Origin of the sequence: Citrobacter europaeus, assembly GCF_037482245.1 — a bacterium.
Lineage (GTDB): Bacteria > Pseudomonadota > Gammaproteobacteria > Enterobacterales > Enterobacteriaceae > Citrobacter > Citrobacter europaeus.
Map to the genome: position 1 here is coordinate 1,514,767 of NZ_CP148084.1, position 21,661 is coordinate 1,536,427.

The window sequence follows — 21,661 nt, forward strand, 5'->3', positions numbered from 1 at the left end:
CTATTCGGTGGAAGTCTTTTCTACGTGCTGATATGCAGAAAATGCTGCTGCTAAAATTCGATCCTGGCTCCAGTCATCCCGCGAAAATGTGTTCACTAACTTTCCATCGGAAATTACCGCAATACGATCACAAACGAGCATCAGTTCGCGAAGGTCACTGGAAACGACAACCACGCCTTTCCCCTTTGCCGTCAGCGTATTCATTAATTGGTAAATATCTTGTTTTGCGCCGACATCGATACCGCGAGTGGGTTCATCAAATAATACAACGTCGCAATCTCGTTCCAGCCAACGGCTAATCAGCACTTTTTGCTGGTTGCCACCCGATAAACTCTCCACCGCCTGTAAAGTGTTGGTCGTACGGACACCTAAACTTTTAATGTGTTTGTTCGCTAACGTCGTTTCGCTTAAAGAGTTAACAACCGACAGATGACTTATTTTGTCGCTGTTGCCCAGCGAAATATTGGCTGCGACCGATTGAGGTAATAAAAGACCTTCACCTTTACGGTCTTCTGTGACTAACGCAATACCGTGCCGTATGGCGTCTGCTGGAGAGCGAATCGCTATAGGTTTTAATGGATCGCCAGTCTGTAATGTACCGCTGTCAATTTTATCTGCGCCAAAAATAGCGCGCAGAAGTTCGGTTCGACCAGAGCCAACCAGACCGCTAATACCTAACACTTCACCACTGTGCAACGTAAACGAAGTATCCCGAATGATTTTCCCACGCTTGAAATTTTCCACCTTCATTATGGGGCGGCCAGCCCGACGTCCACTTAAATCAAATGAACTTTCCAAATCACGTCCGACCATCAGGGAAACAATCTGATCGCTGGTAAAATGCTTGATCTCGTCTACGCAAACTAAATGACCATCTCGCAGAACAGCAATATCATCTGCAATTATGGCTAACTCATCCAGCCGGTGAGAGATGTAAATTATTGAAACCCCGCGGGCTTTGAATAACGCTATTTGTTTAAACAATAATTCAACTTCGCGGCTACTGAGCATGGCTGTCGGTTCATCCAGAATAAGCACCCGGCTTTCACCAATTAAGTTCCTCGCAATTTCAATCATTTGTTGATGGCCGATGCCTAATTCACCCACCAGAGTATTCGGGGCGATTGATTGTAGTCCGACCATTGCCATGACGGGGCGAGCCATTTGCTCTAACTTTTTACGATCAATCCAGCCAAATCGGTGAGGGAGTTGTTCGAGAAACAGATTCTCTGCCACCGACAGCGTAGGCAGTAAATTGAGTTCCTGCATAACCATGCGAATACCCAATTTTTCCGCATCTTTCCTGCTTGTTGGTGCGTAAGGTTGTCCCTGATAAATCATCTGTCCGGCGGTTGCGCTGGTGAGTCCCCCAATGATTTTGGATAAGGTACTTTTTCCAGCACCGTTTTCCCCCGTCAACGCTAATACTTTTCCTGGATATAATGCTAGCGTTACATCCACCAGGACAGGTTCACTATAGGTTTTACCTATTCCCTGTATTGCGAGGATCTCTTGTCCACTTTTCATATTCTGACCCTATCCGGTAAGCCGCTGTGATACCTGAGTCGTTGCAATATCACAGCGGCGTACTGTTATTAGCTTATTGTTTAACAATAAGTTTTATTGGCGTTTCAACGTTGCTGGACAACTCACTCTGCTTTTTGCCATTTTTTAGCGCGTCGAGTGCGGCATCAATGCCGAATACCGCCTGCTGGGACGCAAATTGATCGGCTGTTGCTAAGACGCGACCATCATTCAGCATAGGTTTAATCGCTTCGATATTGTCATAGCCAACCACCATAACCTGTCCTTTTTTTCCGGCTGAACGAATCGCAGAAACGGCACCTAATGCCATATTATCGTTATCTGCTAGCAACGCTTTGATATCGGGATATTCGCTTAACATTGCAGCGGCTACCGCATTAGCGTTGTTAATTTCCCATTGACCGGATTGAACGGAGACCACCTTCATTCCACCCTGCGCCATTGCATTCTGGAAACCCAGAGTTCGTTGCTGAGAATTGCTGGAGGTTGGAATACCTTCGATAATACCAACCTGGTCGCCCGGTTTGAGGTGTTTCGCTAAATAATCACCAATATCTTTAGCACCTTTTTGGTTATCTGGACCAACAAAAGGAATGTTTAATTTTTTATCTTTGAGTACGCCATCATCAAATTTATTATCAATGTTAATAACAATTATTCCTGCATCAATCGCTTTCTTAATTACCGGCAGGAGTGCTTTTGAATCTGATGGTGCAATAATGATAGCATCGGCTTTAGAGACGATCATTTGCTCTACAATCTGGATTTGATTTGCCGTATCCGTTTCGTTCTTGATTCCGTTAGAAATCAAGTCAAATTTGTCTGCATTTTTTTTCTGATAATCCTTTGCTCCTGTCTCCATTGTCAGGAAAAACTCGTTTGCTAGCGATTTCATGACCAGCGCGACTTTAGGTTTATGCGTCTGGGTATCAGCGGCAAAAGCAGGCACGGCGAAGGCGGCGGAAAGCGTTAATCCGACAGTTGCACCGATAACATGATAAAACAATTTATTTTTCATCTAATTATCCTATAGGTGTAGGGGGGTATGATGCTCTAAATAGTTACTGCATTCGGTGATAAACGAGCGAGTTACTGGGCATGTTTGATGCACCTTTACGTTCAACTTTCAACGAGGCAAACGCAGAAGCATACTGCGCTGCATGGATGAGTCCTTTGCCATTTGCAATACATGCAGCCAGTGCTCCGGTAAAGGCATCACCTGCTCCACTGGTATCGACGACAGCTGATTTATAGGCAGGTATATGGGTAAAAACTTTGCCATCAAAGATCAGACAACCTTCGCTACCTAACGTGATAATGACGCATTTTGCGCCTTGAACATGAATGTTTTTGGCAGCATTTTTTGCCGAATAAATATCGACAATGGTGATGCCAGACAGTGCTTCTGCTTCAATTTTATTTGGGGTAATAATATCTATTAGATGTAATATTTCTTTTATTTCTGAAACATACGGCGCTGGGTTTAACACAACGAGAGATTTTCCAAGTTTTGCCTGCATTACAGCATAACGGGTTATAGGGAAATTGTTTTCTAATTGAGTTAAAAATACCTTGCAATTGCGAATGGTATCAATATCCAACAAAATATCCTCTTGGGTAAATGTTTCATTGGCCCCAAGATCGATGCTGATCATGTTGTCTCCGGTGGCACCAGAAACCCATACGATAGCAATCCCAGTTGATGACATTTCATTTTCAAAAAAAGAAAATGATGAGATTTCAGTGTTTGTTAAATATCGCTTAGCTTTTTTGGAAAACTCATCGGCACCTAACTTTACCGTTAAGTGAACATTGTTATTGATTTTTGCCGCAGCCACGGCCTGATTTGTACCTTTCCCCCCGGCATAAAAATGGGTTGCCGATGCGCGTATTGTTTGCCCTACCTGGGGTAGTGTTGTTGTTTCAGAGACAATATCAACGTTAAACGAACCGAGGATGTAAATGCTTTCATCAATATAGTTGTTTTGTGTAGAACGGGTTGCCGCAGGCGCAATATCTTTGTCGCTTTTAAATCCATTCAATATCGTTTTTGTAAACGATTGTTCAAATAAGGATTCATCATCAGGTGTGTTTTTTAATTGTGCGCCACCATGAAATAATGAGAATAGAGTATTTTGGCATAACTCGTTTAGATCATTACGAATAGTTCGAGTTGTTACCGATAATTCCTTTGCTAATTCGCTAACATAAACTTTTTTATCCGTTACCAGCTTAACGCGAATGGCTTTATGTCGTTCTTGTTTTTTCATTAGCGCCCACCCCCAACTTTTATAGTATTAAATTTATGTTAATATTTATGGCGTAAAGCTCAAAAAAAGCACCATAAATCGGAATTTTTTTTTCCGATTTTGCGAATTAGTGAAATGATGAGGAAAGTTGAGAAAATCTGGGCGGCTTTGCTGCGAGTGAGCGAAGACTGGCTTTTGGGTAAGAATGACGCAAAAGGGTCCCTGTAAAGACATGGACCCTTTTTTTAAACCTGCCAACAAAGTATGGGATTGCTCCCTTGTAGGAAGGGGATTACATACTGGCTTTTTGTTACATTAATGATGATGCTTGTGGCCGCGCCCACGACCGCGATGGTCATCGCGATCGTTCCAGCCTTCACGATAACCGCGCTCATAAGCTTTGCGTTTGTCCCAGCCACGATGGTAGCCGTTGTCATGACGCCACCAGCGATTTTTGCGCCACTCATAGTTATGGTGCCAGTAATCCCGGTCGCGCCAGCGGCCGCCATCCCAGTAGTTACCGTAATTATCGCGATCGCCAATTTGTAATTTTATGGATGGCAGCAGGGTGATTTCGCCGGCGTTCGCGGCCAGCGGTGTAAAAGCCAATAAGACTGCCGCCAGAATCAGTGACCTGAACATGTTTTCTCTCCTTCACGATCGAGCCGTAGCCGGCCTGTTAAGGTAATATTACGGGGCAGTAAAGCCCCGTTTCATCGCCACAACTCTTAAATCGCAAGTGAGAGCACTTTTTGTTAATAAATGTGTCTTTATTTCAATCAACTCAGGATGGCATCAATCTCCGCGCACTCTGCAGGCGTAAAGTGACGGTTTGCCAGCATCCCAACGGCATCTTCAATTTGCGCCGGTTTACTGGCGCCAATCAGCACCGACGTGACGTTGTCATCCCGGAGCACCCACGCGAGCGCCATTTGAGAAAGCTTTTGTCCGCGTCGCTCTGCCATCGCGTTCAGCGCCCGCACCTTTTCCAGTTTTTGTGGGGTTAACTGGTCTGGGTTCAGAAAACGGCTGGTGCTTGCCGCGCGAGAATCCGCAGGAATACCGTTCAGATAGCGGTCGGTTAACTGCCCGCCAGCCAGTGGTGAAAAGGCGATACTGCCGACGCCTTTTTCTTTTAATAGCGACAGCAATCCCTCTTCGACCCAACGTTCAAACATAGAATATTTGGGCTGGTGGATGAGGCAGGGCGTACCTAAATCATCGAGTATTTCAATCGCTTGCTTTGCAAGATCGGCCGGATAGTTAGACAGTCCGACGTACAGCGCTTTGCCCTGACGGACGATATGATCCAACGCGCGCATAGTTTCTTTGAGCGGGGTTTCAGGGTCGGGGCGATGGTGGTAGAAGATATCGACATACTCCAGTCCCAGACGCTTCAGGCTTTGGTCGAGGCTGGCAATCAGGTATTTGCGTGAGCCCCAGTCCCCGTAAGGGCCTTCCCACATGGTGTAACCCGCTTTGGTGGAGATAATAAGCTCATCCCGCCACGGTAAAAAATCTTCCTGCAGGATGCGACCAAAATTCCGTTCCGCTGAACCTGGCGGCGGACCATAGTTATTCGCCAAATCAAAATGACTGATCCCTAAATCGAACGCGCGCTGTAACAACGCCCGACTGTTCTCGACCTGCGTGGTATCACCAAAATTGTGCCACAAGCCCAGAGAGATAATCGGCAGTTTAAGACCGCTCTGACCGCAACGGCGATACTCCATTGTTTGATAACGATTTTCATCAGCCTGATAAGCCATGTAGCCTCCTGTCGGATAACGTGTATCTCTGAGTGTATACGTTTACACAAGGTGGGTAACAATGAAATTTTCGGGTGAAAACTGTACATCTTGCTTTCCACCCCTTCACTGCGACTTTCCTGGACAGTCATCACAGTTCTTCGATACTCAACATGAGGTTACCGTCAGAAGGATAGCTGTCATGCAAACCCCGTATTCCGTTGCTGATTATCTGCTGGACAGGCTGGCAGGCTGTGGCGTCGGCCATCTCTTTGGTGTGCCTGGCGATTATAATTTGCAGTTTCTTGACCATGTGATTGAACATCCCAGCGTACGTTGGGTCGGGTGTGCGAACGAGTTGAATGCGGCTTATGCTGCGGATGGCTATGCCCGGGTATCCGGGGTGGGGGCGCTGCTCACTACGTTTGGCGTTGGGGAGTTAAGCGCAATTAACGGTATCGCTGGAAGCTATGCGGAATATGTTCCAGTTTTGCATATTGTTGGCGCGCCCTGTCGCGGAGCGCAACGTCGTGGGGAGTTAATGCATCACACCCTTGGGGACGGTGATTTTCTGCATTTTTATCGTATGCAGCAGGCGGTGACGACGGCCAGCGCGGTGCTGGATGAACAAAACGCCTGTTATGAGATTGACCGTGTGCTGCGAACAATGCTTATCGAACGCAGGCCGGGCTATCTGATGTTACCTGCGGATGTGGCAAAACAGCCCGCTACGCCGCCGGATGACATTCTGATTGTTCCTCTGAGCGAGCCGGAAAGCAGTGTGGCAGAAGCGTTTCGCTATCATGCCCGCGAGCGATTGCTGGATAGCCCGCGCGTAGCGCTCCTGGCAGACTTTCTTGCGTTGCGCTTTGGCCTGCAGCCAGTTTTGCAACGATGGATGGCGGAAACGCCGATGGCTCACGCCACGCTGTTGATGGGCAAAGGGCTGTTCGATGAGCGTCATCCGGCGTTTGTTGGCACTTACAGCGCTGGAGCCAGCAGCGACTATGTGCGTCAGGCGATAGAAGATGCCGACACGATAATGTGTGTCGGCACACAATTTGTCGACACCCTGACCGCCGGTTTTACGCAACAACTACCGCAGGAACGCACGATTGAGGTGCAGCCACATGCCTCACGGATTGGAACCAGATGGTTTAACATCCCAATGGAGCAGGCAGTCACTACCTTGCGGGAACTGTGTCTGGAAATGTCTTTTTCACTACCGCCAGAACGCCCGCCAACAGGACGTATTCAGGTTGAGAAGGGGCCTCTGACGCAGGAAAATTTCTGGCATACGGTGCAGCAGTTTCTCGCGCCCAATGACATTATCCTCGTCGACCAGGGAACCGCTGCCTTTGGCGCGGCTGCGCTCACGCTACCCGGCGGAGCGGAAGTGCTGGTTCAGCCGCTGTGGGGGTCTATCGGCTACGCGCTCCCGGCTGCATTCGGTGCGCAAACTGCCTGCCCCGAACGCCGGGTGATCCTGATTATTGGTGATGGCGCGGCGCAGCTCACCATTCAGGAGCTGGGCTCTATGCTCAGGGACGGCCAGTCTCCCGTTATTCTGCTGCTCAATAATGATGGCTATACCGTGGAGCGGGCCATACATGGGGCAAATCAGCGTTATAACGATATCGCCGCCTGGAGCTGGACGCAGGTGCCGCAGGCGTTTAGTCGTGAATGTCAGGCCGAATGCTGGCGGGTAAAGCAGGCGGTACAGCTGGAAGAAGTGCTGGCACGGTTGGCCCGTCCGCAACGATTGTCGTTAATTGAGGTAGTGCTACCGAAAGCCGATCTTCCTGAGTTATTGCGCACGGTAACCCGTGCGCTGGAAACGCGTAACGGAGGATAGTTATTTATCCGGGCGCTCGGCGACCATCATCGGTTTGCCCGCCAGCAGTAGCCAGGCGGGTAGCATGACGATGCACAGTAGCGGCAGCAGGGTGGAGTCTGGCACCACCACTGCTGCCATAAACAGGCTCAGCCAGGCGTCACGGGTAACGACCAGCACCAGTCCAAGGATCGCGCAGGAGACCGTGATGGCCGCTGGCACCGCTTCAACGTGGGCGTGCAGCATCAGGCCAAGCGCGACGCCAACGAACACTGCCGGGAAAATTCGCCCGCCGCGAAAACCGCTCGCAGCTGCAACCACCAATGCCGCCAGTTTGATCACGGCGAGCATGAAATAATCCGATGTCCCCAGCGTCTGGCTGAACGCCATTTGCTGCATTTCGTCCAGCCCTTTAAACAAGGTGAGCGGTCCACCAATAACGCCCAGAATACCGAGGATAAAGCCGCCAACGCCAAGGATCAGAACCGGGTGTTTTAATCGATGCATTAAACGGTGTAAACGCGGCAGACACCAGACGGCCACCATCCCGGCGGCAATGGCGATGGCGGCAACGACCGCACCGCTGAGGATATCGATCAAGTGCATCTGCGTGTAGTGTGCAATGGGTAATGAAAAATGGGGGTGAAAAAACAGGCTGGTGGTCAGTGAACCCGCGGCGGCGGCCATTAACGGTGCAAACAGGCGATCCCACAAGGGCACTTCGTTCGAGCTATTCAGCGTTTGCGAAAATACCAGTGCGGCGGCAACGGGGGTGCCAAATAGCGCGCCGATGGTGCCGGCAGAGGCAAGGATAGTCCAGTCCAGCTTCGCAATGCGCGGAAACATGCGGCTGCCGAGTGCCACAGCCAGTGCGATGTTCACGGTCATAATCGGGTGTTCCGGACCCAGACTGACGCCTCCCGCGAGGCCAAGGATGAGCGCTACCAGCAGGCCCGGTATTGCTGATGTTGGCACCGGCATACCAATTAACGGTTCACAGGCAGGATCCGGTCCCGCGTGGCCCTGGCTGTAGCGAATAACTAACCCGACCATGATCCCCGTGAGCGTCAGCATACCGATAATCCACAGCGCAGAGTCCTGGGCAATACCAATGCTAACGGGTAGGCGCTCCCACAAAAATTGCTGTAAAACGGAAGCCACTTTCATCACAACGATCAACACCAGGCTGGACGCTATGCCAATGATTAGCGCTGGAGTTGATAGCAAGAGCATCGTTCTGGCGCGCGGATGGAGCATTTTCTATTCCTTAAAACAGAGTCATAGACATAGTTTGCACAGCCTGCGTAACCGCATCGCTGCAAATGGTGCTGAAACGATAAAGTAATTATGTGATCTGGATCGATTTTCCACGGGCATCAGCCTTCAGGCCGTTGTTGTTATGCCCCCATGAATTTACAGTGTGGCAAAGATTTATTCTGACTTTAGCGGAGCAGTGGAAGAATGACAAAATATGCTTTAGTAGGTGATGTTGGCGGCACCAACGCGCGTCTTGCTCTGTGCGACATTGCCAGCGGCGAGATTTCGCAGGCAAAAACCTATTCCGGGCTGGATTACCCAAGCCTCGAGGCAGTGGTGCGCGTGTACCTGGATGAGCATAGCGTCAGCGTTGAAGATGGCTGCATTGCCATTGCCTGCCCGATCACCGGCGACTGGGTGGCAATGACTAACCATACCTGGGCATTCTCTATTGCTGAGATGAAAAAAAATCTGGGCTTCAGCCATCTGGAAATCATTAATGATTTCACCGCTGTGTCGATGGCGATCCCGATGCTGAAAAAAGAGCATTTGATCCAGTTTGGCGGCGCGGAACCTGTGGAAGGCAAACCTATTGCTGTGTATGGCGCAGGAACCGGGCTCGGTGTGGCGCATCTGGTGCACGTGGATAAACGCTGGGTAAGCCTCCCAGGTGAAGGCGGCCACGTGGATTTTGCGCCTAACAGCGAAGAAGAGGGGATTATCCTTGAGGTTCTGCGCGCGGAAATTGGTCACGTTTCTGCAGAGCGCGTGCTGTCCGGCCCGGGGCTGGTGAACCTGTATCGCGCCATCGTCAAGTCAGACGGGCGCCTGCCGGAAAATCTGCAGCCAAAGGATATCACCGCCCGTGCGCTGGCTGATTCCTGTATCGACTGTCGTCGGGCGCTGTCGCTGTTTTGCGTCATCATGGGGCGTTTTGGCGGCGATCTGGCGTTGACGCTGGGCACGTTTGGCGGTGTGTACATCGCAGGCGGCATCGTACCGCGCTTCCTCGAATTCTTTAAAGCTTCCGGCTTCCGCGGTGGTTTTGAAGATAAAGGGCGTTTTAAAGCCTATGTACAGGATATTCCTGTGTATCTGATCGTGCATGATAACCCGGGCCTGCTTGGTTCTGGTGCCCATCTGCGCCAGACGCTGGGCCATATTTTGTAAGACCAATGCCGGATGGCATTTAGCGGTCATCCGGCCTGCATTCCCACAAAACCGCGCTCCTGACGCGGTTTTTTTATGCCTGCTAACCGCCTTTCCGACCTTCGTCACATTTCCGAGTGACGGAATCATTTGTCCAGTAAAAGCATTATTTGTCTGATAACGGTCGTTACTTTCCCCGGACCATAATTTCACTCGTCAACTATTAAGAGGAAATGATTATGAGCAAAAAACTGATTGCCGTTTGCGCGTGCCCAATGGGTCTGGCCCACACCTTCATGGCGGCTCAGGCGCTGGAAGAAGCCGCAGTTGAAGCGGGTTATGAAGTAAAAATTGAAACCCAGGGCGCGGACGGAATTCAAAATCGACTGACGGCGCAGGATATCGCAGAGGCAACGTTAATCATCCACTCTGTTGCCGTTACCCCGGAGGATAACGAGCGTTTTGAGTCGCGTGACGTCTACGAAATTACGTTACAGGACGCGATAAAAAATGCGGCCGGCATCATTAAAGAGATCGAAGAGATGGTTGCCGCTGAACAACAATAATCATCGACAGGGAATTACTTATGGCCATTAAAAAACGCAGTGCAACCGTTGTGCCTGGCGCATCTGGTGCGGCAGCGGTAATAAAAAATCCACCGGCCTCCCGCAATAGCTTCTGGGGCGAACTTCCGCAACATGTGATGTCGGGTATTTCGCGCATGGTGCCGACGTTAATTATGGGCGGGGTCATTCTCGCCTTCTCGCAACTGATCGCCTATAGCTGGCTCGATATTCCTGCTGACACCGGCATCATGGATGCGCTGAACAGCGGAAAATTCACCGGTTTTAATCTCTCATTACTGAAGTTTGCCTGGCTGTCGCAATCTTTTGGCGGCGTGCTGTTTGGATTTGCTATCCCGATGTTTGCCGCATTTGTCGCCAACTCTATCGGCGGCAAGCTGGCGTTTCCGGCGGGGTTTATCGGTGGGTTGATGTCCACTCAGCCCACGCAGATACTGAATTTTGACCCCGCAACGCTGCAATGGGCTACCAGTGCTCCCGTTCCGTCAACCTTTATTGGCGCGCTGATTATCTCGATTGTCGCCGGGTATCTGGTGAAGTGGATGAATCAAAAAATCCAGTTGCCGGATTTCCTGCTGGCGTTCAAAACCACTTTTTTACTGCCCATTCTTTCCGCGATATTCGTCATGTTGGCGATGTATTACGTGATTACGCCGTTTGGCGGTTGGATTAACGGCGGAATTCGTACACTGCTGACGGCAGCCGGAGAGAAAGGCACGCTGATGTACGCGATGGGGATTTCCGCGGCAACGGCGATTGACCTCGGCGGTCCGATTAATAAAGCCGCAGGATTTGTCGCCTTCAGCTTTACCACCGATCACGTTTTGCCGGTAACCGCGCGCTCTATTGCTATTGTCATTCCCCCGATTGGCCTTGGGCTGGCCACACTTATTGACCGTCGCTTAACCGGCAAACGCTTGTTCAGCGCACAGCTCTACCCGCAGGGGAAAACGGCAATGTTCCTCGCGTTTATGGGTATCAGCGAAGGAGCGATCCCGTTTGCGCTGGAAAGCCCCATCACGGCAATTCCTTCCTATATGGTTGGCGCCATTGTCGGGTCGACGGCTGCCGTCTGGCTGGGGGCGGTGCAGTGGTTCCCGGAATCGGCTATCTGGGCATGGCCGTTGGTCACTAATCTCGGCGTCTATATGGCGGGGATCCTGTTAGGCGCGGTGATTACGGCCCTGATGGTGGTGTTCCTGCGCCATCTTATGTACCGCAAAGGCAAGTTGCTGATTGAAAGCCTCTGATTAAAAGGATTGTAACCATGAGCTTACTTGTCTCGCTGCGCGACTGGCTGACGGAGCAACATCTCGACGCGATGCTGCTGTCATCGCGGCAGAATAAACAGCCGCATATGGGGATCTCCAGCAGTTCAGGGTTTGTGTTTATCAGCCATGAAAGCGCGCATATCCTGGTCGACGGCCGTTACTACACCGATGTCGCCACGCGCACTCAGGGCTACCAAATCCATCGACTCGATGGAACGCAGACGCTGTATTCGCAGGTGAATCACATTATTGCGCTCGAAAAGCTGCAGACGGTGGGATTCGAAGGTGAGCAGGTAAGCTGGGATACCGCGCAGGTCTGGTCGGGCAAACTGCATGCCCGACTGGTGAGCGCTGTGCCGGACGTGCTTCGACAGGTGAAAACCGCGCAGGAGATAGCCTGCATCCGCGAAGCCTGCCGGGTAGCTGACCTGAGCGCGGAACATATACGCCGCTTTATTCAACCCGGTCTTAGTGAGCGCGAAATTGCCGCCGAACTGGAGTGGTATATGCGTACGCTCGGCGCAGATAAAGCCTCTTTTGACACCATTGTCGCCAGCGGCTGGCGCGGCGCTCTGCCGCACGGTAAAGCCAGCGACAAGCGTGTCGAGGCAGGTGAGTTCATTACGCTGGATTTTGGCGCACAGTATCAGGGCTATTGTTCTGATATGACGCGAACCTTTCGCATCCCCGACGCCAACCAGCCAGCGGAAGAAAGCGCGCTGTTTGCCGTGTATCAGATTGTCCTGGCTGCGCAACGTGCCGCGGTGGCGGCAATTCGACCAGGCGCGCGTTGCAATGAGGTAGACGCCGCAGCCAGGCGGGTCATTATGCAGGCGGGCTATGGCGATGCGTTTGGTCACAATACCGGACACGCTATCGGTATTGAGGTGCATGAAGACCCACGTTTTTCCCCCACAGATACAACACCTCTGGCGGCTGGCATGTTGCTCACCGTTGAGCCGGGTATTTATCTGCCGGGCCAGGGCGGAGTGCGTATTGAGGATGTGGTGCTGGTTACGCCAGACGGCGGCGAGGTGCTCTATACCATGGCGAAAACATTGTTACACACGGGGGAGGCGTAATGGATTTATCGCTACTGAAGGCGCTGAGCGAGGCGGACGCGATCGCCTCTTCTGAACAGGAAGTGCGTCAGATCCTGCTTGAAGAGGCGGATCGTCTCAATAAAGAGGTGCGCTTCGATGGACTGGGATCGGTGCTGATCCGGCTCAATGAATCAACCGGTCCGAAGGTGATGATCTGCGCGCATATGGATGAAGTAGGATTTATTGTGCGCAGTATTTCCAGCGAAGGGGCGATCGATGTATTGCCGGTGGGAAATGTGCGTATGGCGGCCAGGCAATTGCAGCCGGTGCGGATCACCACCCGCGAAGAGAGCAAGATCCCTGGTCTGCTTGACGGACAGCGCAGCGGTAATGAAGTCAGTGCGCTGCGGGTGGACATTGGCGCGCGGTCCTATGAAGAGGTACTGCAGGCCGGTGTGCGCCCGGGCGATCGTGTCACCTTTGACACAACCTTTCAGGTTTTGCCGCACCAGCGAGTCATGGGAAAAGCCTTTGATGACCGACTTGGATGTTATTTGCTGATGGCGCTGCTGCGTGAATGGTATGACGCCATTCTCCCTTGCGAGGTGTGGCTGGTGGCCAGTTCCAGTGAAGAAGTGGGATTGCGCGGAGGACAAACCGCAGCACGCGCGGTCGCACCGGATGTGGCGTTTGTGCTGGATACGGCCTGCTGGGCCAAAAACTTTGATTACAGTGCGGCCAACCACCGACAGCTCGGTAAAGGCCCGATGCTGGTGTTGAGCGATAAATCACTGATTGCGCCGCCGAAGCTGACGACGTGGGTTGAAAACGTGGCCGCTGATGCGGGTATTACCCTGCAGCTCGACATGTTCAGTAACGGCGGCACCGACGGCGGTGCGGTGCACGTCAGCGGCACGGGGATCCCAACGGTTGTCATAGGGCCTGCCACACGGCATGGACACTGCGCGGCATCGATTGCCGACTGTCGTGACATCATCCAGACACAGCAGTTGTTGTCAGCTCTTATTTCACATCTAACGTGCGAAACCGTGGCTCATCTGACGGATTTCAGGTGCTGATTTCGCGCTAATCAGGAGTTGTTATGTTAACGATTCAATTTCTTTGCCCGTTACCCAATGGCCTGCATGCGCGTCCGGCGTGGGAGCTGAAAGAGCAGTGCAGCCAGTGGCAAAGTGAGGTGATATTTATTAATCATCGCCAGAACGCGAGGGCGGATGCGAAAAGCTCGCTGGCGCTGATTGGCACCGGGACGCTGTTTAACGACAGTTGTAGCCTGACCATTACCGGTCGCGATGAAGAACAAGCCCGGCGAACACTGGAGGAGTATCTCCAGCACCGGTTTATTGACAGCGACAGCGTTCAGCCGACGCCGGCGGAACTGGCGGCACATCCATTGCCGCGTTCGCTGATTCGCCTCAACCCGGACCTGCTGTACGGTACCGTGCTGGCAGGAGGCGTGGGGACCGGTTTGCTCACGCTTTGGCAAAGCGATAATCTGGAAAGTTATCGCACGATAGCGGCGAGTGCGGAAGATAACGCCCGGCTGGAGCACAGCCTGGCGACGCTTGCCGAGCAGCTCAATCAACAGTTGCGCGAGCGCGACGGCGAGAGTAAAACCATTCTCAGCGCACATCTGTCTCTGATTCAGGATGATGAGTTTGCCGGGAATATTCGCCGTTTAATACAGGGTCAGCATCTGGGGCTGGGGGCGGCGATTATCGTCAATATGGAGCAGATATGCGCCAGGCTATCGGCCTCCGGTAGCGATTATCTGCGCGAACGCGTCAGCGACATCCGTGATATCAGCGAACAGTTGTTGCACATCACCTGGCCTGAAAGACGCCCGCGCAATGCGCTGGTACTGGAAAAACCGACGATTCTGGTCGCTGAAGATCTGACGCCCAGCCAGTTTTTAAGCCTCGATTTGCAGCATCTGTCTGGCATGATCCTGGAAAAAACGGGGCGCACCTCGCATACCCTGATCCTCGCTCGCGCGTCCGCGATTCCGGTGCTTAGCGGCTTGCCGCTGGAGGCCATTAGCCGCTATACCGGGCAATATGCGGTACTGGATGCCCGCTGTGGGGTGCTGGCCATCAACCCAGACGAAGCGGTTCGCGGTTATTACGCGATTGCGCAGAAGCTGGCCGATGAATGCCAGCGTCGACAGGCGCTTGATGCCGCCCAGCCCGCGCTGACCAAAGATAATCAGCGTATTGACGTTGCGGCGAATATCGGTACCGCGCTGGAAGCGCCGGGAGCGTTTGCCAACGGCGCGGAAGGAATTGGGCTGTTTCGTACTGAAATGCTGTTTATGGACCGCGACAGCGCCCCCGACGAGCAGGAACAGTTTGAAGCCTACCAGCAGGTCTTATTGGTTGCGGGTGATAAGCCGGTTATCTTTCGTACCATGGATATTGGTGGTGATAAGAATATCCGCTATCTCAATATTCCGCAGGAAGAGAATCCGTTCCTGGGCTACCGCGCGGTGCGGATTTATCCAGAGTTTGCCGGACTGTTTCGCACCCAACTGCGCGCTATTTTACGGGCGGCGACCTTCGGTAACGCACAACTGATGATCCCGATGGTGCACAGCCTCGACCAGATTTTATGGGTAAAAAGTGAACTGCAAAAAGCGCTGGCGGCGCTGAAAGCGGACGGTTTACGCCATGCCCCGACGATTTCATTGGGGATTATGGTTGAAGTGCCGTCGGTGTGTTACATCATCGACCATTTCTGCGATGAGGTGGATTTCTTCAGTATTGGTTCAAACGACATGACCCAGTACCTGTATGCCGTCGATCGTAATAATCCGCGCGTTTCGCCGCTGTACAACCCGATTACGCCGTCGTTCCTGCGTATGCTGCAGCAAATTGTTCGCGTGGCGCACGAGCGCGGAAAATGGGTCGGCATTTGCGGCGAACTGGGTGGCGAAGGGCGTTATTTACCGTTGCTGTTGGGTTTAGGGCTCGATGAACTGAGTATGAGCAGTCCTCGTATTCCGGCGGTAAAAAGCCAGCTTCGTCAGTTGGACGGTCAGGCATGCCGCGAACTCGCTTTGCAGGCCTGCGAGTGCCGTAGCGCTCAGGAGATTGAAGATCTGCTCAACCAGTTTGCACCGCAGAAAGATGTACGTCCGCTGCTGGCGCTGGAGAATATCTTTGTTGGTGAATCTCTGAGCAACAAAGAGCAGGTGATTCAGTTTCTGTGCGGCAACCTTGGCGTTAACGGGCGAACTGAACATCCGTTTGAGCTGGAAGAGGATGTCTGGCAGCGCGAAGAGATAGTCACTACCGCCGTTGGTTTTGGAGTGGCTATCCCACACACGAAATCCCAGTGGATCCGCCATTCCAGCATCAGCATTGCCCGGCTTGCACAGCCCGTTGACTGGCAGTCTGAGATGGGCGAAGTAGAGCTGGTGATCATGCTGACGCTGGGTGCCGACGAAGGCATTAACCACGTGAAGGTCTTCTCGCAGCTGGCACGTAAGCTCGTTAACAAGCAGTTCCGCCAGTCGTTGTTCGCCGCTGAAAATGCCGAGAGCATTCTGGCGCTGCTGGAGGCGGAACTGACATTTTAAGCTTCACTGAAAGAGCGCTATCCTGCCTGTGGCGCTGTGGCGCTGTGGCGCTGTGGCGCTGTGGCGCTGTGGGTGCAGGCGGGATAAAGGCTACTGGAAAGCGAAATCATCAATGCGGCGCGTTGTGCCCCGGTAGTTTCCCGGCTCTTAACAGTTTCATCTCTTGCTTGCAGAGCAGAACCACCGCCTGACGACCTTTAACTCGGCGGGAGGTAAGGGCTCTTTTCACGGTTTGACGATCCGCACCTGATTCCAGCATCTGAAAACACATCAGGGAGAGTGCACGTCTGTTTTTCATCGCATATTCACTTTATTGAGTAAGCCAGTAGGATTGGGCTAAAGGCCGCTATTTTACAACGAGGCAAACGGATATGACTAACACCGTTGGTGTTGTCTCACTTAACGCGCTGACTGAAAGCGCGCGCCGTACTCTCCCGGCGTCAGGCCAAACTGACGTCGGAACAGGCGGCAGAAATAATCGCTGTCCTGATATCCACACCGCTGTGCGACTTCGCTAATCGACAGATGGTATTTCTGTAAGATGATGCGCGCCTTCGCCATTCTGACCCACCGCAGATACTCGACAAACCCCATGGTACCGTGCTGGGCAAACACTTTTGACAGGTGATTGGGCGTGATATTAAAAAACTGCGCCACGCTTTCCCGGGTCAGCGGTTGGGCATAGTTATCTTGTACCCAATTACACATACTGTGATAGAGAAATTCAGCGCGAGGACGCTCTGTGTCAGGGCGGCTATTCACCACGCTACGACACAGATGCAGCAGGCTAAGCACCAGCGGCTGAATGATATCCTGGGCCTGAGGAGTGCGGCTTAAATGGGTTAATGCGGTCAGCATTGCCTCGCCTTCGCCGCGCTGCGGATGGGGTAACTCAATACGGCGGAGCGGACGTAACAGCGATGCGGTTCGGTTATCGTAAAAAGAGAGTCCCAGCCAGGCCGGAGAAAACACCAGGCTCAACAGCATCACGGGCTTGTCGCTGCCGGGCAGATTTGCCGCTTTCGTCGGGATAAACAGCATGTCGCCTTCTGGTAGGCTGTGCTGCTGTTTTTCCAGGAGGTTGCTGTATTCGCCACGCAGCACGATATCGAGGCGCGGAAGGTCAATACATAAACTTCCGGTTGGTAATGTGGTGGGTTGGGTCGCGAACCACACGCGCCCCAGATGCTGCGGGTTTAATACCAGGCCGCTGAACAGATCGGCGAAAAACTGTTGGTCTGCGGGTAGGCCTGGTTCTTTCATCGCTCTTTCTCTGCGCTATAAGTGCATTAACTGTCTGAACTCTTTCACTTTACTCCGACTAACCGGGATTTCAAATTCCAGATCTTTTAAGCGCAAAATGTAGGTGTTGTTAAACCAGGGTTCGATCTCGCGAATTTTATTCAGATTCACGCAGAACGAGCGGTGGCAGCGGAAGAAATGCGAAGCCGGCAATTTGCTGCAAAATTCGGTGATGTTCATCGGCATCACGTACGATTCGCGTCGGGTGTAGACAAACGTCATCTTTTCATGGGCTTCTGCGTAGTAGATGTCGTTGATCGGGGTCACGATGATTCGCTCATCTTTGATCAGATTGATCGTGTCGTTTTCGCGTGCTACCGGACTGATGGGCGAAGTTCCCGTTTGCTGTTGTTGCCAGGCGGCTTCCAGCTTTTGCAGCATGCCGACGATCCGCGATTCCTGATACGGCTTCAGGATGTAGTCGAAGGCCTCCAGTTCAAAGGCTTCAACGGCGTGCTCTTTCCACGCGGTAATAAAGACAATAAAAGGCTTGTGCGCAAACTGGCTGATGTTTTGCGCCAACAGCACGCCATCCAGCGAGGGAATATTGATATCCAGAAAAATGGCGTCAACGCGGTTGTGCTGGAGATATTTCAGCACGTCCAGGCCGTCGTCGAATGTGCCGACAATTTCCATCTGGCTGTGCTCTTTTATCAGCCAGCTAAGTTCCTGTTGGGCCAGGAATTCATCTTCAACAATGATGACTTTCACGACTTCGCTCCTGGTTAAAGCAACAATGTGGCCGGTGCGGCTGCGGGCGAGTGCTGATTAGGCACGTAAAAGGCAATCTCAGTGCCTGGCTCCAGACGGCGGATATGTAAGCCCTCGCCGTAGAGCAGCTTAACGCGATGATGCACATTCAATAGGCCAATTTTGTTACCCGGCATTTCATTGGATTCGACCCGTTCAATGACTTTTGGATCGATGCCGTGGCCCGTATCCCGCACGGCAATCCTTACCCGGTTACCGCATTCTGCCACGCTGATAGTGACCACGCCTTTTCCTTTGCAGGGTTGAATCCCATGGACAATCGCGTTCTCTACCAGCGGCTGAATCAGCAGGCTGGGAATATAACAGCTTACCTCTTCGTCGATATCATAAATAACCGTCAGCTTGTCGCCAAAACGGGCCTGCTCGATGGCGATGTAATCCTTGATTTGATACAGCTCCTTTTTGATATCTATCTGCTCATCGTCTTTTAATTCAATATTATAGCGAAGATAGCGCGACAAATTAAAAATGAGCTGGCGTGCGGTGTCCGGATTAAGCCGCACCGACGACGAAATCGCATTCAGGGCGTTAAACAGGAAATGGGGATTTATTTTACTTTGCAGCGCGCGCAGTTCTGCCTTATTTGCCATTTCACGAAGCTGCTCAGCCCTGGAAACTTCAAGCTGCGTCGAGATAATTTGCGACAGACCAATCGCCATTTCCTGCAGTGAGGAGGTTATCTGGTGGGCATGGCAGTAGTAGATTTTTAGCGTACCGGTGACAACGCCTTTCTCCCAGAGCGGGATCACCAACATGGAGTGTATTTCGGGCGTACGGTGCGCTTCATCATTGTTTTTAATGATGATTTTTCCGTAATTGATCGCCTGCTGGGTGGTCGGGCTGACGAAGTCATCGTTATCGCGGTAGTTAAGTTCACCCACGCCAACGTACGCCAGTACGTGCTGGGTGTTGGTAATCGCGACGGCGTCTGCATGTATGTCATGGCGAATAATTTCGCACACCTGGCGGAGCGACTCGCTGTTAACCTGACGGAAAAGCGGCAGGGTTTTGTTGGCGATATCCAGCGCCAGCTTGGCCTGCTTCGCGGCGCTGGCCTCTTTCTCACCCTCCACGCTTTGAACCAGCATGACGATAAAGCCAATGCAGACGCTGCCCAGGATCATAGGGATGCCGATTTTCGAGACAATATCCAGCCCCAGCTCAGTGGTGGGCGCCCATGCGACGACGAGGATCATGGTCAGGGATTCGCACAGCATTCCGCCTAAAATACCTGCGCGCCAGTGCTGCGCTTTGGGGATCTTACGGTTGATCCACCCGGCAATACAGCCTGCCAGAATGCTGGTGATAAAGCAGGGCACAGCGGTTACGCCGCCGATGTCGATCAGGTAGCGATGGGTGCCCGCGATGAGGCCCGTAATGATGCCGACCCACGGACCGAACAGAATTCCTCCTGACATGACCGCAATAATACGTACGTTAACCAGTGAGCCTTCAACCGGTACGCCGGACCAGGTACTGAACAGGGCAAACATTGAGAAAATCGCGGTAACGGCGAGTAGCTCTTTTGGGGAGTGGGCTGACTTGTGCAACAGTTCGCGAAACAGGCGGATACGAATCAGGAAAAACAGACAGAACAGCATCAGCGCTGCCCGGTCAAATACCGCCAGCAGCATATTGAATATTTCGTGCACGGGTGACTCTTGCGCAAGGGTTAAACCTCTATGATAGGTAACCTGAGGCTGGATGACCAGCACCCCCGCAACCTGGGTCTAATGAGGAAAAACCTTAATATTAAAAGGGGATTGTTGCATGATTGTTGTATTTACAATACCTGTCCTGTCAGTGCCGCGTTCAAAGTAATGTAGTTAACAACAAAATGTTAAATGATGGTAATTTTAAGCGGGCTGTGAAAAAGGTTATTTCCCTATTTTTTCTTGTTGTTCCTCTTTTTCGTCAATTAAAAATATTTTGCTTTGCCTCTCGACAGAAGGAAATTATTCAGGCTATTTTCTAAACGTGCCACCATCGTGGCAGCGTCGCTCGGACGGTCCGGGCGCTAACGTTAATCTGAGGATATTATGGCTGACTCCCGCCCTGAACGTCGCTTTACGCGTATTGATCGCCTTCCCCCTTACGTTTTTAACATCACTGCTGAGCTGAAGATGGCTGCGCGTCGGCGCGGCGAAGATATTATCGATTTCAGCATGGGGAACCCGGATGGGGCCACGCCTCCTCATATTGTTGAAAAACTGTGTACCGTGGCGCAGCGCCCGGATACTCACGGTTATTCCACCTCGCGCGGCATTCCGCGTCTGCGTCGGGCGATTTCCCGCTGGTACCAGGAACGCTATGACGTTGAGATCGATCCGGAATCCGAAGCGATTGTGACGATTGGTTCTAAAGAAGGACTGGCGCACCTGATGCTGGCTACGCTGGATCACGGTGATACCGTCCTTGTACCGAACCCGAGCTATCCGATCCATATTTATGGTGCGGTGATTGCTGGCGCGCAGGTACGTTCAGTGCCGCTGGTCGACGGCGTCGATTTCTTTAATGAGCTGGAGCGCGCGATTCGCGAAAGCTATCCTAAACCGAAGATGATGATCTTAGGTTTCCCTTCTAACCCGACTGCGCAGTGCGTCGAGCTGGAGTTCTTCGAAAAAGTCGTGGCCCTGGCGAAACGCTATGACGTGCTGGTGGTTCATGACCTGGCCTATGCCGATATTGTCTACGATGGCTGGAAAGCGCCGTCGATTATGCAGGTACCGGGTGCTCGCGATGTTGCGGTTGAATTTTTCACCCTGTCGAAAAGCTACAACATGGCGGGCTGGCGTATCGGTTTTATGGTGGGTAATAAAACGCTGGTCAACGCGCTGGCACGAATTAAGAGCTATCACGATTACGGAACCTTTACGCCGTTGCAGGTTGCAGCTATCGCCGCGCTGGAAGGCGATCAGCAGTGCGTACGGGATATTGCGGAGCAATATAAACGCCGTCGAGACGTACTGGTAAAAGGGCTGCATGAAGCCGGTTGGATGGTCGAGATGCCAAAAGCCTCGATGTACGTTTGGGCGAAAATTCCAGAGCATTACGCCGGGATGGGGTCACTTGAATTTGCCAAGAAGCTGCTGAACGAAGCGAAGGTCTGCGTTTCTCCGGGGATTGGATTTGGTGATTATGGCGATACGCACGTGCGCTTTGCGCTAATTGAAAACCGCGACCGTACTCGCCAGGCGATTCGCGGTATTAAAGCGATGTTTCGCGCCGATGGCTTACTGCCTGCCGGTGCAAAATCGGCTACTGAAAGTACCGACTAACAACCCGATTCCCCAAAAGCAAACAGGAGCCT

The 21,661-nt window shown here is 52.1% G+C and carries 17 protein-coding genes; 8 read left to right on the forward strand and 9 right to left on the reverse strand.

What is annotated here, in order from left to right; translation table 11 throughout:
• From WHR59_RS06945 to mgrA, 5 genes are all read right to left on the reverse strand, one after another.
• Nucleotides 1–1,527, reverse strand: coding sequence for a sugar ABC transporter ATP-binding protein (locus WHR59_RS06945; RefSeq protein WP_047409676.1), 1,527 nt, complete (start codon nt 1,525–1,527; stop codon nt 1–3).
• 73 nt (nt 1,528–1,600) lie between these two features.
• The gene (locus WHR59_RS06950; protein ID WP_047409679.1) at nt 1,601–2,563 is read right to left on the reverse strand and encodes a sugar ABC transporter substrate-binding protein; all 963 of its coding nucleotides are present in this window, start codon (nt 2,561–2,563) and stop codon (nt 1,601–1,603) included.
• Nucleotides 2,564–2,606: 43 nt separating this feature from the next.
• A complete protein-coding gene (locus WHR59_RS06955; protein WP_080626265.1) occupies nt 2,607–3,815 on the reverse strand; it encodes a PfkB family carbohydrate kinase in 1,209 nt (402 codons plus the stop codon).
• 294 nt (nt 3,816–4,109) lie between these two features.
• Entirely contained in the window at nt 4,110–4,436 is a 327-nt protein-coding gene (gene ypeC, locus WHR59_RS06960) for a DUF2502 domain-containing protein YpeC (protein ID WP_003834889.1), read from the reverse strand.
• Nucleotides 4,437–4,573: 137 nt separating this feature from the next.
• Nucleotides 4,574–5,563, reverse strand: a complete 990-nt coding sequence (gene mgrA, locus WHR59_RS06965) for an L-glyceraldehyde 3-phosphate reductase (protein ID WP_181231213.1) — start codon at nt 5,561–5,563, stop codon at nt 4,574–4,576.
• Between the two features lie 181 nt (nt 5,564–5,744).
• On the opposite strand from mgrA, the gene WHR59_RS06970 reads away from it, so the two are divergent.
• Entirely contained in the window at nt 5,745–7,397 is a 1,653-nt protein-coding gene (locus tag WHR59_RS06970) for an alpha-keto acid decarboxylase family protein (protein WP_100194632.1), read from the forward strand.
• Here WHR59_RS06970 and WHR59_RS06975 read toward each other — a convergent pair whose 3' ends face one another.
• Nucleotides 7,398–8,633 carry an ion channel protein gene (locus tag WHR59_RS06975; protein WP_080626267.1) on the reverse strand — a complete coding sequence of 412 codons (1,236 nt, stop codon included), beginning with the start codon at nt 8,631–8,633 and terminating at the stop codon, nt 7,398–7,400. It lies immediately after the preceding gene.
• Between the two features lie 204 nt (nt 8,634–8,837).
• Here WHR59_RS06975 and glk point away from each other — a divergent pair, with 204 nt between their 5' ends.
• The 6 genes from glk to ptsP all read left to right on the forward strand — a co-directional run bounded on the left by glk (nt 8,838) and on the right by ptsP (nt 16,278).
• The gene (glk, locus tag WHR59_RS06980) at nt 8,838–9,803 is read left to right on the forward strand and encodes a glucokinase (protein WP_043017106.1); all 966 of its coding nucleotides are present in this window, start codon (nt 8,838–8,840) and stop codon (nt 9,801–9,803) included.
• A gap of 218 nt (nt 9,804–10,021) precedes the next feature.
• Entirely contained in the window at nt 10,022–10,348 is a 327-nt protein-coding gene (locus tag WHR59_RS06985; RefSeq protein WP_003028254.1) for a PTS fructose transporter subunit IIB, read from the forward strand.
• A gap of 20 nt (nt 10,349–10,368) precedes the next feature.
• Complete coding sequence (locus WHR59_RS06990) at nt 10,369–11,616, forward strand: PTS fructose transporter subunit IIC (RefSeq protein WP_043017105.1); 1,248 nt, start codon at nt 10,369–10,371, stop codon at nt 11,614–11,616.
• A gap of 17 nt (nt 11,617–11,633) precedes the next feature.
• Nucleotides 11,634–12,719, forward strand: coding sequence for an aminopeptidase (ypdF, locus tag WHR59_RS06995; protein WP_043017104.1), 1,086 nt, complete (start codon nt 11,634–11,636; stop codon nt 12,717–12,719).
• A complete protein-coding gene (ypdE, locus tag WHR59_RS07000; RefSeq protein WP_338843758.1) occupies nt 12,719–13,759 on the forward strand; it encodes an aminopeptidase in 1,041 nt (346 codons plus the stop codon). The genes ypdF and ypdE overlap by 1 nt, the downstream gene beginning before the upstream one ends.
• Nucleotides 13,760–13,782: 23 nt before the next feature.
• Nucleotides 13,783–16,278: a phosphoenolpyruvate--protein phosphotransferase gene (ptsP, locus tag WHR59_RS07005; protein WP_043017102.1), complete on the forward strand. Its 2,496-nt coding sequence runs from the start codon at nt 13,783–13,785 to the stop codon at nt 16,276–16,278.
• Between the two features lie 399 nt (nt 16,279–16,677).
• On the opposite strand, the gene WHR59_RS07010 is transcribed toward ptsP, so the two are convergent.
• The 3 genes from WHR59_RS07010 to WHR59_RS07020 are packed head-to-tail and all read right to left on the reverse strand — an operon-like array spanning nt 16,678 to nt 20,003.
• Nucleotides 16,678–17,541 carry an AraC family transcriptional regulator gene (locus WHR59_RS07010; RefSeq protein WP_087052476.1) on the reverse strand — a complete coding sequence of 288 codons (864 nt, stop codon included), beginning with the start codon at nt 17,539–17,541 and terminating at the stop codon, nt 16,678–16,680.
• 15 nt (nt 17,542–17,556) lie between these two features.
• Complete coding sequence (gene ypdB, locus WHR59_RS07015) at nt 17,557–18,291, reverse strand: two-component system response regulator YpdB (RefSeq protein WP_043017099.1); 735 nt, start codon at nt 18,289–18,291, stop codon at nt 17,557–17,559.
• Between the two features lie 14 nt (nt 18,292–18,305).
• Nucleotides 18,306–20,003, reverse strand: coding sequence for a sensor histidine kinase (locus tag WHR59_RS07020; RefSeq protein ID WP_087051437.1), 1,698 nt, complete (start codon nt 20,001–20,003; stop codon nt 18,306–18,308).
• A gap of 387 nt (nt 20,004–20,390) precedes the next feature.
• On the opposite strand from WHR59_RS07020, the gene alaC reads away from it, so the two are divergent.
• Nucleotides 20,391–21,629 (forward strand): alanine transaminase, encoded by a 1,239-nt coding sequence (gene alaC / locus WHR59_RS07025; RefSeq protein ID WP_181634446.1) that lies wholly within the window; start codon nt 20,391–20,393, stop codon nt 21,627–21,629.
• Nucleotides 21,630–21,661: the final 32 nt, after the last annotated feature.

Excerpts from the sequence above, each read along its gene's own strand:
- WHR59_RS06945 (WP_047409676.1), bottom strand. The coding sequence starts at position 1,527 with ATGAAAAGTGGACAAGAGATCCTCGCAATACAGGGAATAGGTAAAACC.
- WHR59_RS06950 (WP_047409679.1), bottom strand. The coding sequence starts at position 2,563 with ATGAAAAATAAATTGTTTTATCATGTTATCGGTGCAACTGTCGGATTA.
- WHR59_RS06955 (WP_080626265.1), bottom strand. The coding sequence starts at position 3,815 with ATGAAAAAACAAGAACGACATAAAGCCATTCGCGTTAAGCTGGTAACG.
- ypeC (WP_003834889.1), bottom strand. The coding sequence starts at position 4,436 with ATGTTCAGGTCACTGATTCTGGCGGCAGTCTTATTGGCTTTTACACCG.
- mgrA (WP_181231213.1), bottom strand. The coding sequence starts at position 5,563 with ATGGCTTATCAGGCTGATGAAAATCGTTATCAAACAATGGAGTATCGC.
- WHR59_RS06970 (WP_100194632.1), top strand. The coding sequence starts at position 5,745 with ATGCAAACCCCGTATTCCGTTGCTGATTATCTGCTGGACAGGCTGGCA.
- WHR59_RS06975 (WP_080626267.1), bottom strand. The coding sequence starts at position 8,633 with ATGCTCCATCCGCGCGCCAGAACGATGCTCTTGCTATCAACTCCAGCG.
- glk (WP_043017106.1), top strand. The coding sequence starts at position 8,838 with ATGACAAAATATGCTTTAGTAGGTGATGTTGGCGGCACCAACGCGCGT.
- WHR59_RS06985 (WP_003028254.1), top strand. The coding sequence starts at position 10,022 with ATGAGCAAAAAACTGATTGCCGTTTGCGCGTGCCCAATGGGTCTGGCC.
- WHR59_RS06990 (WP_043017105.1), top strand. The coding sequence starts at position 10,369 with ATGGCCATTAAAAAACGCAGTGCAACCGTTGTGCCTGGCGCATCTGGT.
- ypdF (WP_043017104.1), top strand. The coding sequence starts at position 11,634 with ATGAGCTTACTTGTCTCGCTGCGCGACTGGCTGACGGAGCAACATCTC.
- ypdE (WP_338843758.1), top strand. The coding sequence starts at position 12,719 with ATGGATTTATCGCTACTGAAGGCGCTGAGCGAGGCGGACGCGATCGCC.
- ptsP (WP_043017102.1), top strand. The coding sequence starts at position 13,783 with ATGTTAACGATTCAATTTCTTTGCCCGTTACCCAATGGCCTGCATGCG.
- WHR59_RS07010 (WP_087052476.1), bottom strand. The coding sequence starts at position 17,541 with ATGAAAGAACCAGGCCTACCCGCAGACCAACAGTTTTTCGCCGATCTG.
- alaC (WP_181634446.1), top strand. The coding sequence starts at position 20,391 with ATGGCTGACTCCCGCCCTGAACGTCGCTTTACGCGTATTGATCGCCTT.